The organism is Campylobacter concisus, from assembly GCF_002913865.1.
GTDB classification, from domain to species: Bacteria; Campylobacterota; Campylobacteria; order Campylobacterales; family Campylobacteraceae; genus Campylobacter_A; species Campylobacter_A concisus_AM.
Map to the genome: position 1 here is coordinate 1 of NZ_POYX01000026.1, position 14,334 is coordinate 14,334.

The following is a 14,334-nucleotide window of genomic DNA, read 5'->3' on the forward strand; positions in this document are numbered from 1 at the left end:
AAGATACAAAATAAACAAATTTCAAATGAAGGAGCTTATATGAATAATGACTTGCGTCAAAAGATAGATAGACGCTTAAGCGAACTTAGTGCATTGCCTAAGATGAAAAATGACACTAGTATTGCGCAGCTTTTAAAAGATAAGGGCTTTACTAGGCGTGATTTTATGAAGTGGGCTGGTGCGATGACAGCTTTTATGGCATTGCCAAGTGCGATGACGCCGATGGTTGCTCGCGCTGCTGAGCTAAGCGATAGGCTCCCAGTGATATGGCTTCACATGGCTGAGTGCACTGGCTGTAGCGAGGGCTTGCTAAGAACTGACGCTCCAAGCATAGATAGCCTTATATTTGACTACATAAGCCTTGAATACCACGAAACTATCATGGCGGCTGCTGGCTGGCAAGCTGAAGAAAATTTAGAGCATGCGATAGAAAAATATAAGGGCAGATATATCCTGCTAGTTGAAGGTGGCGTGCCAACGGGAGCTACTGAGCACTTTTTAACAGTTGGACCTCACGGCACAAGCGGCAAAACTCACGCCGTAAATGCCTCTGCTAATGCGGCTGCTATCTTTGCCATTGGCACCTGTTCTAGCTTTGGCGGTATCCAAGCAGCTAAGCCAAATCCAACAAATGCAGTCGGACTTTCAAAGGTGACCGATAAACCAGTCATAAATGTCCCAGGCTGTCCTCCAAGCGAGAAGAACATCGTTGGCAACGTGCTTCACTACTTGCTATTTGGCACTTTGCCTGCACTTGATGTTTATAACAGACCAAAATGGGCTTATGGCTTAAGAATTCACGATCTTTGCGAAAGACGTGGTCACTTTGATGCGGGCGAATTTGTCCAAAGCTTTGGCGACGAGGGTGCAAAAAATGGCTACTGCTTATACAAAGTAGGCTGTAAAGGTCCATATACATTTAATAACTGCTCACGCGAGAGATTTAACCAGCACACATCATGGCCAGTTCAGGCAGGTCACGGCTGTATAGGCTGCTCAGAGCCAGACTTCTGGGATACGATGGGGCCGTTTGAAGAGCCGATGGCTGATAGGCTATTTGACACTGTTTTGGGGCTTGGCGCTGATAATGTAAGTGATAAAATAGGCATTGGAATTTTAGCACTTGCTGGTGTTGGCATAGCGGCTCACGCTGCACTAGCTTGTATGAGTAAAGATAAAGAATAAGGCGAAAAAATGAGTGAAAAAAGAATAGTAATAGACCCTATAACACGTATCGAAGGGCACTTAAGAATAGAAGTCGTAGTCGATGAAAATAACGTTGTAAAAGAGGCTTACTCTGGCTCAACTCTTTGGAGGGGCTTAGAGCAGATAGTAAAAAACAGAGACCCAAGAGATGCTGGCTTTTTCATGCAAAGAATTTGCGGCGTTTGCACATACTCACACTACCGAGCAGGCATAGTCGCAGTTGAGGACGCCCTTGGCATCAAGCCTCCGCTAAATGCAGAGCTAACTAGAACGCTCATGAACGCAGCTTTATATCTTCACGATCACATCGTGCACTTTTATCAGCTCCACGGCATGGACTGGGCGGATGTCGTCTCTGCGCTAAGTGCTGATGTACATAAAGCTAGCGAAGAGGCATTTAAATACGCAAGCACGCCATTTGCAACGGGAGCTGACAAGCTAAAAGAGGTAAAAGAGAGGGTTGAAGCCTTTGTTAAAAAGGGCAACCTTGGACCATTTGCCAACGCATACTGGGGACATAGCACATATAAATTTACACCAGAGCAAAATTTAATCGTCCTCTCTCACTATCTTGAGTGCCTAAGGATCCAAAGAACAGCAGCTCAGATGATGGCTATCTTTGGTGCGAAAAACCCACATCCACAAAGTCTAACAGTTGGTGGCGTGACCTGCGTGATGGATCTTATGGATCCAGCTAGAATGGGCGAATACATGAGTAAATTTGCTGAGATCAAAGAATTTGTAGATAGAGCTTACTATCCAGATATTTTGATGGCGGCTAAGGCTTATGCAAACGAGCCAAGCGTTCTAAACGACGTTGGCGTATCAAATTTATTCTGCTACGATGAGTTTTTGATTGGCAAAAATGACCATCTATTTAAAGGTGGCATCATCTTAAATGGTGATATTAGCAAGGTTTATGATATCGACGAAAATAAAATTACAGAAGAGGCTACAAGATCTTGGTATAAAAACGACAAAGCGCTTCACCCTTATGACGGCGAGACAGAGGCAAACTACACTGGCCTTGTTGATGGCGAGAGCATAGACGGCGAGGGCAAACTAGCTCACAGCAAGCTTTTTGACACAAAGGGCAAATATAGCTGGATCAAAGCGCCAAGATATGATGGCATGCCTATGCAAGTAGGACCGATCGCAAGCATCGTCATAAACTACGCTAAAGGCAATGAGAGAGTTAAAAAGATAGTTGATGAGTTTTTAGCAAAGAGTGGCTTGCCGCTAAGTGCAGTCTTTTCAACTCTAGGCAGAACAGCTGCTCGTATGCTTGAGGCAAAAGTGGTCGCAGAGCACACAATGGACGCATTTAATGCCTTGATCGAAAATTTAAAGACAGATCAAGAGACTTGCACAAAATATGTAATAGATAACAAAAAAGAATATAAAGGAAATTTTCAAGGTAACGCTCCAAGAGGCGCGCTAAGCCACTGGTGCCGCATAAAAGATGGCGTCATCTCAAACTGGCAAGCAGTCGTGCCAAGCACTTGGAACGCCTCTCCAAAAGACGCCAAAGGTCAAATGGGAAGTTACGAGGCGTGCTTAGTTGGTTTAAAGATCGCTGATCTTTCAAAACCACTTGAGATAATACGAAAAATTCACTCTTACGACCCTTGCATCGCGTGTGCCGTGCATGTTATGGACACGAAGGGAAATGATTTGAGTACTTATAAGATAAATCCAAATTTGTAAGGAGAAAAGATGTCACATAAAAATCCTGACAGGATCAGCGAATATGAATTCTCCATCGGCGTTAGGCTGACACACTGGATTAGATTTATAGCTATCACGCTTTTAATTGTGAGTGGCTACTACATCTCTTATGTCTTTATGAGTCCAGAGATCACGAGCGAGCCTACAAATTTCATGCAAGCAAAGTGGCGTTTGGCGCACCAGGTCGCTGGCTTTGTGCTAATAGCGGTATTTATCTTTAAATTCTATCTATTTGTCTTTGATAAACACAGCAAAAAAGAGTGGATGAGCGTGCTTGACTTTTTAAGTCCAAAAGTTTGGATAGCGCAGATAAAGTACTACATTTTTATGGGGCCACACCCGCATTTAAGGGGCGTTTATAACCCATTGCAGTTTGCCTCATACTTTTTCTTTTACGTCATCTTAGCGCTCATCTGCCTAACTGGCCTAGTGCTTTACGCTCACGTTTATCACAATGGACTTGGCGGAGCGATCTACGAGCCAGCGAGATACTTTGAAGAGCTTATGGGTGGGCTAGCAAATGTTAGAACGATACATAGAATTTGTATGTGGATCATCATGATATTTGTGCCTATTCACGTTTATATGGCGATATTTAACGCCGTTAAAGGCAAAAATGGAGCGATGGACGCCATCGTTAGCGGCTATAAATTTGTAAAAGAACACTGATGAGAGTGCTTGTTCTTGGCATTGGCAACGTGATGTTTGCTGATGAGGGCATAGGTGTTCATTTTGTAAATTTGATGGCAAAAAACTATAAATTTACAAGCTCTAAAAACGAGCTTACTCTAATGGACGGGGGCACTTTAGCCCTCGCTCTAACTCACATTATAAGCGAATTTGACTATCTCATCGTCGTTGATTGCATTAGCGCAAATGGCGCAAGCGTAGGCGATGTTTATTTTTTCGACTTTCTAAACGTGCCAAATTTTATCAGCTGGGACGGCTCGGCTCACGAGATCGAGATGCTCCAAACCCTTCATCTAATGGAGCTTGCAGGCGATAGACCGACAACCAAAATCCTAGGCATCGTGCCTAGCCGCATAGAATCATCAAATTTTAGCCTCTCAGATGAAGTTATAAAAGCTTCTAACATCCTAGAAAAAACGCTACTTGATCAATTAAAAGAGCTTGATTTTAAGTGCAAAAAGGTGGCAAATTTCACCTTAAATGATACCCTCGATGACTACGCCAAAAAAGGTTTAAAATGATACTTGCTTTTAAATTTGACTGCTTTAAAGAGTCAGCCTTTTTGGCGCCATTTTTACGCTCATTAGCTGGGGAGCTTAGACACTCTATAAGCTGCAAAGATGATCAAATTTGCCTAAAAGTAAGTGGCTTTGCCAATGAGCTTAGCGCCCTAGCAGACAGAGCAGGCGCCATTTTGCCTTACAGCCTTTTTATAAAGCATAGCGAGGTCGATGTGGCAGATGAGCTTGACGTGGCAGATGAGCTAAAAGAGATAAAATTTGGCACGCTTAGCCCATCTCAAGCGGCGGCATTTTTGGCTAATGGCAAGGCTATTTTAAATGAAAGTGGCGCGCTTGCTTGGAGTAAATTTGATGGCGAGATAACGCTTGATAATTTTAATGAAAAGCTAAAAACCTGCCTAAATTTATTAAAAAACGGCAAGGGCGTTTGCGTAGAGCAAGATGAAAATTTATATGAAATTTCTCTTGGGGTGAAATTTGATGCAAATTTCTTGATGCCTGTAAATTTAAAACAACTACCTAAAATTTTTATAGCTGGTGATAGGTCGCAGATCGCGCTTGCTAGCTTTGAAAAACCACTTTTAGCGCTAAAAACCACAGCCATTTACAGGCAAAACCACGAGGGTGCACCGCTATTTTTTGACGTGATGGCGCCAAATGACCTCTTTCTTTACGCCCTTTGCGATGAGCTAAATAAAGAGGGCTTTAGCTTTTTAAGCGTTATTGTAAAGGAGCAAAAAAGCGCCCTTTCAAGGCTTGTTTTGCTTGAAAACAGCGCCCTTTTAAGCCCATTTTTTTATACAAAAGATGAGGAATTTGAGCTTAGCTATTTTGGCGAAGTGGCTTTGGGGCTTAAATTTAGCAAATTTGGCGATGATGAAATTTGCCTGCTTTCAAAATCAAGCAAAACGCAGCTTCTATTTTTACCAAAATTTAGCAGCTTTGAAGAAATTTATGAGCTCATAAGGGCTGAGGATGGCGGCAAAAGGCTACTTGAAAACTTCAGTAAAGAGCGCAACTTGCCAAGTGGTAAATTTAGCTCAAACGCTAGCTTTTTCTCGCTATTTTGCATAGCTGGACGCTTGCTTGGCTTAAGCAGTGACTTTAAAAAAGCAGGGGAGAATTTGCTCCTTATGGCAAGCGATTTTAGCGGCCAAAAGGGCGTTAGGATCGATTATAAGATGAAAGATGACTTTGGTTTAGACGGGGTTAAGTTTGTAAAAAGTATCATTTCATTTATCCTTGCTGGCGCTGGAGAGAAGAATATCAGCTTTGGTTGCACCGAGTCTTTGGCGCATTTTTTGAGCGATTTTAGCTATGAAAAACGAGATAAATTTAACATCAAAAATGTTACTTTAAGCGGGGATTTATTTTATAATAAGGTAGTTAGCAACTTGATAAAAAAGCACCTAAACCCAAATATAAAAACAAATTTTGACCCCGGATTTGGCGTTGAGATCAAGCTTTAGATATGAGATCAAAGGCTTAGTTCAAGGCGTTGGTTTTAGACCTTTTGTCTATACTTTGGCGCATAATTTTAAGCTAGTTGGCGAAATTTACAACGATGACGAGGGCGTGAAGCTAAATTTTAGCGGCGAAGAGGCCAGCTTTTTGGCTTTTGAAAAAGAGCTTTATGAGAAGCTACCAGCCCTTGCTAGGATCGATGAGCTAAAGAAGATTAAGATAGATCAAATTTACGAAAAACTTGAGATCATCGCTTCAAAATCAGCGACCAAACAAGCGCCTATCTTGCCTGATTACGCACTTTGTGATGACTGCTTGCGCGAGTTTTATGACCCTACAAATCTACGCTACAAATACCCTTTTATAAACTGTACCAACTGCGGACCGAGATTTTCCATCATCAAAGCATTGCCTTATGATAGGGTAAATACGACGATGAACGAGTTTAAGATGTGTAAATTTTGCGAGAGCGAATACAAAGACCCGCTTAATCGCCGCTATCACGCAGAGCCGATCTCTTGCCCAAACTGCGGGCCAAAGCTCTATCTAAAAGATAAATTTGGCAAAGTTTTGGCTAGTGAGAACGAAGCAGCCAAAGAGGCAGCTAGGCTCATAAACGAGGGCAAAATTTTAGCCATTAAAGGGCTTGGTGGCTTTCATCTGGTTTGCGACGCGACAAATGAAGCTGCAGTTTGTGAGCTAAGAGCTAGAAAGCACCGCCCAAGCAAGCCCTTTGCTCTAATGAGTAAAAATTTACAAAACGCTAGAGAGATAGCGCAAATTTCAGAGGCAGAGGCAAAGCTTCTTACTTCAAATTTAAAGCCAATCATCTTGCTTGAGGCAAAAAATGACTCAAATATCGCAAAAAGCGTCGCGCCAAATTTAAACAAGCTTGGCGTTATGCTTGCATTTAGCGGCATACATCTTTTGCTATTTGACCACCTTAAGCACGACATCATCGCAACTAGCGCAAACATCTCAGGCGAGGTTGTGATAAAAGATGAGAACGAACTAAGGGAGAAACTAGGCGACGTTATAGACTTTTATCTTGATCACGACCGAGAAATTTACTCGCCAAGTGATGATAGTATCGCATTTTGCGTTGATGATGAAGTGATTTTTACAAGAACAAGTCGTGGTCTAAATCCAAATTTCATCCATACAAATTTTAAGCAAAAAGGGACATTTTTAGCCCTTGGAGCGGAGCTAAAAAGCTCATTTTGTATCTACAAAGACGGCCTTTTGATGGTTAGTCCATATATCGGTGACCTAAAAAACGTGGCGACTTTTGATAGGTTTAAGGATATTTTCACCCTTTTTGAAACGACTTATGATCTAAAAATAGACAAAGTCATAGCTGATATTCATCCAAATTTTTTAAATACAAAATGGGCAAAAGAGCAGGGCTTTGAGTTAGTTCATCTGCAGCATCACTACGCGCATTTGCTAAGTGTGATCTTTGAAAATGATTTGCCAGACAAAGAGTATCTTGGCTTTTGTTTTGACGGCACTGGATACGGAGAGGACGGCAAAATTTGGGGTGGCGAGGTTTTTAGGCTGGATAAAAATAGCTACAAAAGAGTTTATCACTTTGATGAATTTAGCTTATTTGGCGGCGAAAATAGCATAAAAAATATCTATCTCATCGCTTATTCTATTATTTTGAAGTATCAGCTTGAAGACGAGGGGCATAAATTTTTAGTAAATTTTGATGAAAAGGTGCTTAGAAATTTCAAGATGATGGAGCAAAAGGGGCTAAATTTAGTAAAAACTAGCTCTGTTGGTAGGATATTTGACGCATTTGGTGCGATAATATGTGGCATATCTCACTCGAGTTTTGAGGGCGAAAGTGGCATGAGGCTTGAGGCGCTTTATGATAAAAATTTAGATGTGTGTTATAAATTTAGCCTAAATGACAGAGTTATCGGCTTTAAAGATGCCTTTAAAAGTGCGCTAAAAGATGAGCCAAGAGTGGCTGCAACGGCATTTATAAATGGCATGGCTGATATTATTTTTGAAATTTCTAAAAGTGAGAAAAAAGAGATTTTGCTAAGTGGTGGAGTTTTTCAAAATAAGACTTTGCTTGAGCTTATTTACAAAAAATTTACTAAAGCAAATTTGAAATTTTATATCAATAAGAAATTCTGCAGTAACGATTCTAACGTAAATTTAGGGCAAATTTATTATTATTTATCCACATTTTCTAATAAGTGATGTATAATTATTTTAAACGGTAATCAAACGAGAAAGGAGCAAAAAATGGATAGTGTTATACGTTTTAGTGTTTCTTTGCCTAGTCAATTACTAGACGAACTAGATAGAAAAGTTAGCGAACAAGGCTACGCTTCTAGGAGTGAATTTACAAGGGATTTGATCCGTGAAAAGATCGTAAGCGACAGCTGGAAGGACGCTAACGAGGAGTTGATTGGGGTTTTGACGCTCATTTATGTGCATCATCACAACGATTTGGTGAATAAAAAAATGGATATCGAGCATGACTCTGATGTGAAGATCATCTGCACAAATCACGTTCATGTCGATCATCACAACTGCTTAGAAACGATCTCGATAAGAGGTGAGGCTAGCAAGATAGAGCGCTTTGCTGATAGGATTGCTGGCTTAAAGGGTGTTAAGTTTTCTAAACTTACAAAGGCCGCTGTGCCTAAATTTTAAGCTAAAAGCTAAATTTAGAATTTTTGTAAATAGCTAGCAGTGCTCTTGGCTGCGGAGCTTGTCTTATTTTGTCTTTTTGTTAGTTTTTTAGCAGTTTTTGTGATCCATTTTTGCAAATTTATAGCAGGGTTTTGCTGCATTTTTTTGCGCATGCCATGTATCTTTTTTGGTAAAAATAGTTTGATGACCGTTTTTTGCTTGGGCTTTGGCTAAAGCTAATTTTGTAAAAGCCCGCCCAAGTTCTTTTTTGGCTTTGTAAATTTCTCCCTTTTTTGCTTTATTTTTGTTCTAGCATTTTTGGCACTTGTATGCTATCATTAGCCACAAAAAAATGTCATTTAAAGAGAATGAAAGATGAATTTTTACAATAGAAATTTTCTAGCCAAAGAGCTAGATCGCTGGCAAAAAGAGGATGTGGTCGATAAGGCCACCGCTTTAAAGATAGCAAATTTATATGAAATAGATCTAAACGCTCATAGCGAAAAGACTAGCTTTATCTTAAAGTTGGTTGCTTATCTCTTTTTCGCGCTGGCATTTTTTACACTAGTTGGAGCTTACTGGGAGGAGATACCAAGGATGGGGCGCCTTGTCATCATCTTTGGAGTGCTTGCTCTTTTAAATTTTGGTGGAGTTTATTACCTCAAAAAAGGCAAAGACAAGCTTGGTACGGCTACGCTCTTTTTGGGAAATTTCTGCTACGGCGCAGCCATAGCGCTTATCGCTCAAATTTACAATATTAGCGACGAGCCAAGCGGTGGAGTTTTGCTCTGGAGCGTTGGAGCTATGGCGCTCTCTTTTGCTAGTAAAAAGGCCTTGCTAGTGGCTCAAAGCCTCGTTTTTGCTACGATCTGGTTTGTTTTAAAGGGCATGGGCGGCGAGTTTGCTTATGAATTTATCGTCTTTATAGCCCTTGGCGCCTACACGCTTTATAAAAACGACTCAGTATTTCTTGCGATTGTGCTTCTAGCGGATATATTTTTCTACATCGTTTCGCTTTGCGCTAGGATCAGTGGGTTTAACGAATTTTATGGCTATGATCTTATGTTTAGAGCGCCGATGGCTGCTACTTTATCGCTCTCATACGCGCTTTTACTTGTCGCGCTCTTTAGCACATTAGCTAGCTTTAGAGATAGGCTAGCGCACCTTGTAAAAGGCTTTGGCAAGTATCTTGGCATCGTTATCTTGGTCGTTTGCCTGATAGCTTATGCAAATGGTGATATCTACGAGCTAGAAGAAGATAAATTTTGGTTTGCAAAAGCATTTTTTTATAGTAGCTTTGGCAAGATTTTTGCCGTATTTAGCATCGCTAGCATTGCGCTATTTTTCAAAGAGAAAAACAAAAGTGGCTTGTTTCTTGGTTTGATACTCTTTGCGTTGCCATTTGTCTTTAGTCTGGGTGTGGGATATGCAAATATCTTCTTCTCGCTAGCAAACATCATCGTTGCAGCCGTGCTTATCAAAAATGGCGAGCTTGCACTTGGATTATGCATGATATTCTTAGTTGCGGTGGTTAGATACTTTGAGCTAATAGGCGATTATTTAGGGGCTACGGCGCTATTTATTATCTTTGCCTTCGTCGTGCTCGCAGTTGCTGCTAAAAAAGGAGGCAAAAAATGAAGATAAGATTGCTAATACTAGCCATAATTTTTCAAATTTTACTAATAATTGCGATGCTCGCATACGCACTCATGCCACTTTATCTTGGAAAAGAGGTAAAAGTGAGGGTAAATCTTTATGATCCAAGGGATCTCTTTCGCGGAAACTACTTGAGCTTAAGCTATGACTTTTCAAATTTACAGCGGTATAAATTTGATGAAAAAACTGGCATGGAGATAGATGTATATGATGGAAATATCTCAAAAAATGATGAAATTTACGCCATTTTAAAGCAAGATGCTAATGCTACTTACGCTTTTGATAAATTTAGCTTTACTAAGCCAAAAGACGCTCTTTTCTTAGCTGGTAAATTTGATGGATATTCATTTGTAAAATACGGCATCGAAGAGTTTTACATGCCAACTAAAAAGGCAAAGCAAACTGAGCGAGAGATGATGGATCAAGACGTGGATGCTGTTGCTGTTTTGATGGTGATGGATGACGGCAGAGCGAGGCTAAAAGATCTCATCATCACGCCAAATGGCAAAAAAAGAAATAGCGATGAAAATTTTGATGAAAATGGCTACACAGATGATAACGAGAGCCTTGAAGAGCTAGATAAAAACATTCGCTTGCAAGATCAAAGGTAAATTTAAAGGGTAATTAAAAAACGGGTTAATTTATCTCATTTGCATAAAATGCCCTTAAATTTTAATTTTATTTTTAAATTTAAGCGTTAAAATCTCTAAAAATTAATAAAAAAGGATAATAAAATGTGTAAAGATTGCGGTTGTTCAATGGGAAATCACGCCCACACTCACACTCACGCTGATGGTACTACTCACTCACACCCACACACTCACGATGGGCATACAGATCACGCTCATGACGCACACGAGCATAGCCACGAGGCTCACGCACACCCTGTGCTAAACGAGAGCAAAACCATAGACGTGATAGAGAAAATTCTTTTTGAAAACGACAAAGAGGCCGCTCACAACAGAGCGCATCTTGATGAGAAAAAGATACTTTGTGTAAATTTGATGAGTAGTCCAGGCGCTGGCAAGACTACGCTTTTAGAAGCTACGATAAAGGCTGGTAAATTTAAAATAGGCGTTGTCGAGGGCGATTTAGAAACAAATCAAGATGCAGACCGCATAGTAAAAGCTGGCGCAAAAGCTCATCAGATAAGCACAGGTCAGACCTGCCATTTAGACGCTTTTATGGTGCATGAGGGGCTTCATCACCTGCCACTAAACGAGCTTGATCTAGTCTTTATAGAAAATGTTGGAAATTTAGTCTGCCCTGCAAGCTACGACGTTGGCTCGCACTTTAACGCTGTGCTTCTTTCAGTGCCAGAGGGCGATGATAAGGTGAGCAAATACCCAGTGATGTTTAGGGCAGCTGACGTGCTTTTGATCACAAAAGCTTCGCTTGCGCCGCACTTTGACTTTGATATCGAGCGAGTAAAAAACGACGCTAGAAAGCTAAATCCAAAGGTTGATATCTTTGTCGTAGATAGCAAAACAGGCGAGGGCATCGATAAATGGATAAGTTATTTGGAATTTAAAAAAGAGCTAAGATAATGTGCCTCTCAATCCCTTCAAAAGTAATAGAAATAGATGAAAATAACGTCGCCACAGTTGAGACTCTGGGCGTTACTAGAAAGGTAAGCCTAGATCTCATCTCTGAAGAGGTGAAAGTTGGCGAATACGTGCTAATCCACGTTGGATACGCTATGCAAAAGATCGATACGCAGTTTGCGCTTGAGAGCTTGGAGGTCTATCAAAAGATCGCTGAGGATATGGACGCGGGGAAAATTTGATGGATCTTATCAATGACTTTCGTGATAAAAATTTAATCCTAGCCCTTTCAAAACTCATACAAAAAGAGAGCGTAAAACCGCTAAATATCATGGAAATTTGCGGTGGTCACACGCATAGCATTATGAAATTTGCGCTGCCAAGCTTAGTTGGAGAGCATATAAATTTCGTCCACGGCCCAGGCTGTCCGGTCTGCGTGATGCCAAAAAGCCGCATAGATGAGGCCTGTAAGCTTGCTAGCATGGATAATGTGATCTTTTGCACGCTAGCTGACATGCTAAGAGTGCCTGGCTCAAAGACAAGCTTGCAAAAGCTTCGCGGAGAGGGGCATGATATAAGAGCACTTTACACGCCACTTGATGCGCTAAATTTAGCCCAGCAAAACCCAGACAAAAAGGTCATATTTTTTGCCATTGGCTTTGAGACGACAACGCCGATGAGCGCAAATTTGGTTGAAAAAGTGGTGCAAGAGGGCATTAAAAATTTATACTTTCACATAAATCACGTAACCGTCCCAGCGCCAGTTAGAGCTATAATGAGCGACGAAAACGTAAGGATAGACGCATTTTTGGGGCCAAGCCACGTGAGCGTCATCACTGGAAGTAAAATTTACAAAGAGCTAGCAGATGAGTTTAAAAGACCGATCGCCATTAGCGGTTTTGAGCCGCTTGACATCATGGCGAGTGTGCTAAATTTAGTCCGTCAGCAAAACGCAGGCACTTATGAAGTCTATAACGAGTATGCAAGGGCGGTCAAAGAAGAGGGCAACTTAAGAGCAAAAGAGCTCATAGCTAAGTATTTTGAGCCGTGCGACTTTGTCTGGAGAGGCCTTGGCGAGATAGCACAAAGTGGCATGAAACTAAAAGATGAGTTTGCTTACCTTGACGCCAGAGTGCAGTTTGACTGTAGTGTAGAGAGCGCTGGCGAGAGCAAGGCTTGCATTTGCGGGCAAATTTTAAGAGGGCTAGCAAAGCCGACTGACTGCAAGGTCTTTGGCAAGGTTTGCAACCCGCAAAACCCGCTAGGATCGTGCATGGTCTCAGGCGAGGGCGCTTGTGCGGCATATTTTAAATATGCAAGAGTTGGTTAAGGAATTTAATGAAAAAGATAATGCTAAGCCACGGTGGCGGCGGCGAGGAGATGAACTCGCTTATAAACGAGACGATATTTAAAATTTTTGATAATAAAATTTTAAGGCAGAGCAACGACTCAGCGATACTAAATTTAAACGGCAAGATCGCATTTAGCTCAGATAGCTTTGTGGTAACTCCCATTTTTTTTAGCGGCGGAGATATCGGCAAGATCGCAGCTTGCGGCACGATAAACGACCTAGCGATGGTTGGAGCAAGCGCAAAATACCTAAGCTGCTCGCTCATCATCGAAGAGGGGCTTAGCATAGAGGAGCTTGAAAAGGTGCTTGGCTCGCTTGCAAAAACTTGCAAAGATAGTGGTGTAAGCGTCGTTTGTGGCGATACAAAGGTCGTGCCAAAGGGCAAATGCGATAAAATTTTCATAAACACAGCAGGCATCGGCGAGATAGTTTGCGAGGGCGTGGAGCTTAAAAATTTAAAAGCAGGGGCTAAAATTTTAATCTCTGGAGATGTTGGCAGACACGGCGGTGTGGTGCTTGCAGCAAGAGAAGAATTTGAGCTTGGACTTGATCTAAAAAGTGACTGCAAGAGCCTAAAAGAGGTTGTCTTAAAGCTACTTAGCGCTGGCATAAAACCGCAAACTATGCGTGATGCGACTAGGGGCGGACTAAGTGCGGTGCTAAATGAGTGGGCTAAATTTAGCAAATTTGACATCTTGGTTTTTGAAGAAAATATCAAGGTGGCAGACGAAGTGATGGGCGTTTGTGAGCTCTTTGGTTTTGAGCCTTATGAGCTTGCAAATGAAGGCACTTTTGTTATGGCTGTTGATGAGAGCCAGGCTGAGGATGCGCTTAAAATTTTAAGAGAATTTGATAAAAACGCGATGATAATAGGCGAGGTTTTGCAGGCAAAAAACGAGCGTGTCATCATCGAAAACGCCTATAAATCAAGAAGATTTCTCGAGCCGCCAAAGGGCGAGCTACTACCAAGGATCTGCTAATGCACGAGCTTAGTATCGTTCAAAATTTAGTTAGCCTTTGCGAGAAAAATGCCGCCAAAGAAAACGCCAAAGAGATAAGCAAGATCGAGATAAAAGTTGGTCGTTTAAGCGGAGTGGAGCCTCACTATCTAGAGAGTGCCTTTGATGTTTATAAGGCTGGCACGATCTGCAAAAACGCCGAGCTTGTGATAAATCTGCAAGGCATTGTTGTAGAGTGTTTGGATTGTGGATTTGGTGGGGAGCTTAGCGAAAATGACTTTACTTGCCCAAAGTGCAAAAGCCAAAATTTAAAGGTAACTGACGGCGAAGATATGTATCTTATGCGCCTTGAGATGAAGTAAAATTTTACGTATTATAATGCGTAAAATTTTATGAATTTATTGATTTTTTATGGATAGTGTTAAATTTTTCTCAATCAAACGCCTAATGAGCTATAAAAACGAGCAAGAGCATAAAAAGAACTTTTTGCTAGTACAGGCATTAGCTCCAAAACTTGGTATTTTAGAAATTGCCACTAGAAATTTAGCTTTTAAGGCTTTAGT

General features: G+C 41.2%; 14 protein-coding genes. All 14 read left to right on the forward strand.

All coding sequences use genetic code 11. From position 1 onward, the window contains the following. Positions 1–39 precede the first annotated feature (39 nt). Positions 40–1,185 (forward strand): hydrogenase small subunit, encoded by a 1,146-nt coding sequence (locus CYP77_RS01800; RefSeq protein WP_103567198.1) that lies wholly within the window; start codon positions 40–42, stop codon positions 1,183–1,185. A 9-nt stretch (positions 1,186–1,194) separates the two neighbouring features. Next, a complete protein-coding gene (locus CYP77_RS01805; protein ID WP_103567199.1) occupies positions 1,195–2,913 on the forward strand; it encodes a nickel-dependent hydrogenase large subunit in 1,719 nt (572 codons plus the stop codon). A gap of 9 nt (positions 2,914–2,922) precedes the next feature. After that, positions 2,923–3,603 (forward strand): Ni/Fe-hydrogenase, b-type cytochrome subunit, encoded by a 681-nt coding sequence (gene cybH, locus CYP77_RS01810; protein ID WP_021087640.1) that lies wholly within the window; start codon positions 2,923–2,925, stop codon positions 3,601–3,603. After that, positions 3,603–4,145: a HyaD/HybD family hydrogenase maturation endopeptidase gene (locus tag CYP77_RS01815; protein ID WP_103567200.1), complete on the forward strand. Its 543-nt coding sequence runs from the start codon at positions 3,603–3,605 to the stop codon at positions 4,143–4,145. The genes cybH and CYP77_RS01815 overlap by 1 nt, the downstream gene beginning before the upstream one ends. Beyond that, entirely contained in the window at positions 4,142–5,614 is a 1,473-nt protein-coding gene (locus tag CYP77_RS01820) for a hypothetical protein (RefSeq protein ID WP_103567201.1), read from the forward strand. The genes CYP77_RS01815 and CYP77_RS01820 overlap by 4 nt, the downstream gene beginning before the upstream one ends. Next, positions 5,598–7,823 (forward strand): carbamoyltransferase HypF, encoded by a 2,226-nt coding sequence (gene hypF / locus CYP77_RS01825; protein ID WP_103567202.1) that lies wholly within the window; start codon positions 5,598–5,600, stop codon positions 7,821–7,823. The genes CYP77_RS01820 and hypF overlap by 17 nt, the downstream gene beginning before the upstream one ends. 45 nt (positions 7,824–7,868) lie before the next feature. After that, positions 7,869–8,282, forward strand: a complete 414-nt coding sequence (gene nikR, locus CYP77_RS01830) for a nickel-responsive transcriptional regulator NikR (RefSeq protein ID WP_009293882.1) — start codon at positions 7,869–7,871, stop codon at positions 8,280–8,282. A 354-nt stretch (positions 8,283–8,636) separates the two neighbouring features. Continuing rightward, entirely contained in the window at positions 8,637–9,899 is a 1,263-nt protein-coding gene (locus tag CYP77_RS01835) for a DUF2157 domain-containing protein (protein ID WP_103567203.1), read from the forward strand. Continuing rightward, complete coding sequence (locus CYP77_RS01840; protein WP_103567204.1) at positions 9,896–10,528, forward strand: GDYXXLXY domain-containing protein; 633 nt, start codon at positions 9,896–9,898, stop codon at positions 10,526–10,528. The genes CYP77_RS01835 and CYP77_RS01840 overlap by 4 nt, the downstream gene beginning before the upstream one ends. Positions 10,529–10,651: 123 nt before the next feature. Continuing rightward, on the forward strand, positions 10,652–11,464 hold the full coding sequence (gene hypB / locus CYP77_RS01845) for a hydrogenase nickel incorporation protein HypB (RefSeq protein WP_103567205.1): 813 nt from the start codon (positions 10,652–10,654) through the stop codon (positions 11,462–11,464). Continuing rightward, complete coding sequence (locus tag CYP77_RS01850) at positions 11,464–11,703, forward strand: HypC/HybG/HupF family hydrogenase formation chaperone (RefSeq protein WP_009293878.1); 240 nt, start codon at positions 11,464–11,466, stop codon at positions 11,701–11,703. The genes hypB and CYP77_RS01850 overlap by 1 nt, the downstream gene beginning before the upstream one ends. Further along, the gene (gene hypD, locus CYP77_RS01855) at positions 11,703–12,791 is read left to right on the forward strand and encodes a hydrogenase formation protein HypD (RefSeq protein ID WP_002940937.1); all 1,089 of its coding nucleotides are present in this window, start codon (positions 11,703–11,705) and stop codon (positions 12,789–12,791) included. Before CYP77_RS01850 ends, hypD begins: the two co-directional genes overlap by 1 nt. Before the next feature lie 8 nt (positions 12,792–12,799). Further along, positions 12,800–13,792: a hydrogenase expression/formation protein HypE gene (hypE, locus tag CYP77_RS01860; RefSeq protein ID WP_103567206.1), complete on the forward strand. Its 993-nt coding sequence runs from the start codon at positions 12,800–12,802 to the stop codon at positions 13,790–13,792. Further along, positions 13,792–14,133 carry a hydrogenase maturation nickel metallochaperone HypA gene (gene hypA, locus CYP77_RS01865; protein ID WP_103567207.1) on the forward strand — a complete coding sequence of 114 codons (342 nt, stop codon included), beginning with the start codon at positions 13,792–13,794 and terminating at the stop codon, positions 14,131–14,133. The genes hypE and hypA overlap by 1 nt, the downstream gene beginning before the upstream one ends. Positions 14,134–14,334 lie beyond the last annotated feature (201 nt).

Coding starts and splice junctions, on each gene's coding strand:
- hypD (WP_002940937.1), top strand. CDS start 11,703: ATGGATCTTATCAATGACTTTCGTGATAAAAATTTAATCCTAGCCCTT.
- CYP77_RS01800 (WP_103567198.1), top strand. CDS start 40: ATGAATAATGACTTGCGTCAAAAGATAGATAGACGCTTAAGCGAACTT.
- CYP77_RS01850 (WP_009293878.1), top strand. CDS start 11,464: ATGTGCCTCTCAATCCCTTCAAAAGTAATAGAAATAGATGAAAATAAC.
- hypA (WP_103567207.1), top strand. CDS start 13,792: ATGCACGAGCTTAGTATCGTTCAAAATTTAGTTAGCCTTTGCGAGAAA.
- CYP77_RS01805 (WP_103567199.1), top strand. CDS start 1,195: ATGAGTGAAAAAAGAATAGTAATAGACCCTATAACACGTATCGAAGGG.
- cybH (WP_021087640.1), top strand. CDS start 2,923: ATGTCACATAAAAATCCTGACAGGATCAGCGAATATGAATTCTCCATC.
- hypB (WP_103567205.1), top strand. CDS start 10,652: ATGTGTAAAGATTGCGGTTGTTCAATGGGAAATCACGCCCACACTCAC.
- nikR (WP_009293882.1), top strand. CDS start 7,869: ATGGATAGTGTTATACGTTTTAGTGTTTCTTTGCCTAGTCAATTACTA.
- CYP77_RS01840 (WP_103567204.1), top strand. CDS start 9,896: ATGAAGATAAGATTGCTAATACTAGCCATAATTTTTCAAATTTTACTA.
- hypE (WP_103567206.1), top strand. CDS start 12,800: ATGAAAAAGATAATGCTAAGCCACGGTGGCGGCGGCGAGGAGATGAAC.
- CYP77_RS01815 (WP_103567200.1), top strand. CDS start 3,603: ATGAGAGTGCTTGTTCTTGGCATTGGCAACGTGATGTTTGCTGATGAG.
- CYP77_RS01835 (WP_103567203.1), top strand. CDS start 8,637: ATGAATTTTTACAATAGAAATTTTCTAGCCAAAGAGCTAGATCGCTGG.
- CYP77_RS01820 (WP_103567201.1), top strand. CDS start 4,142: ATGATACTTGCTTTTAAATTTGACTGCTTTAAAGAGTCAGCCTTTTTG.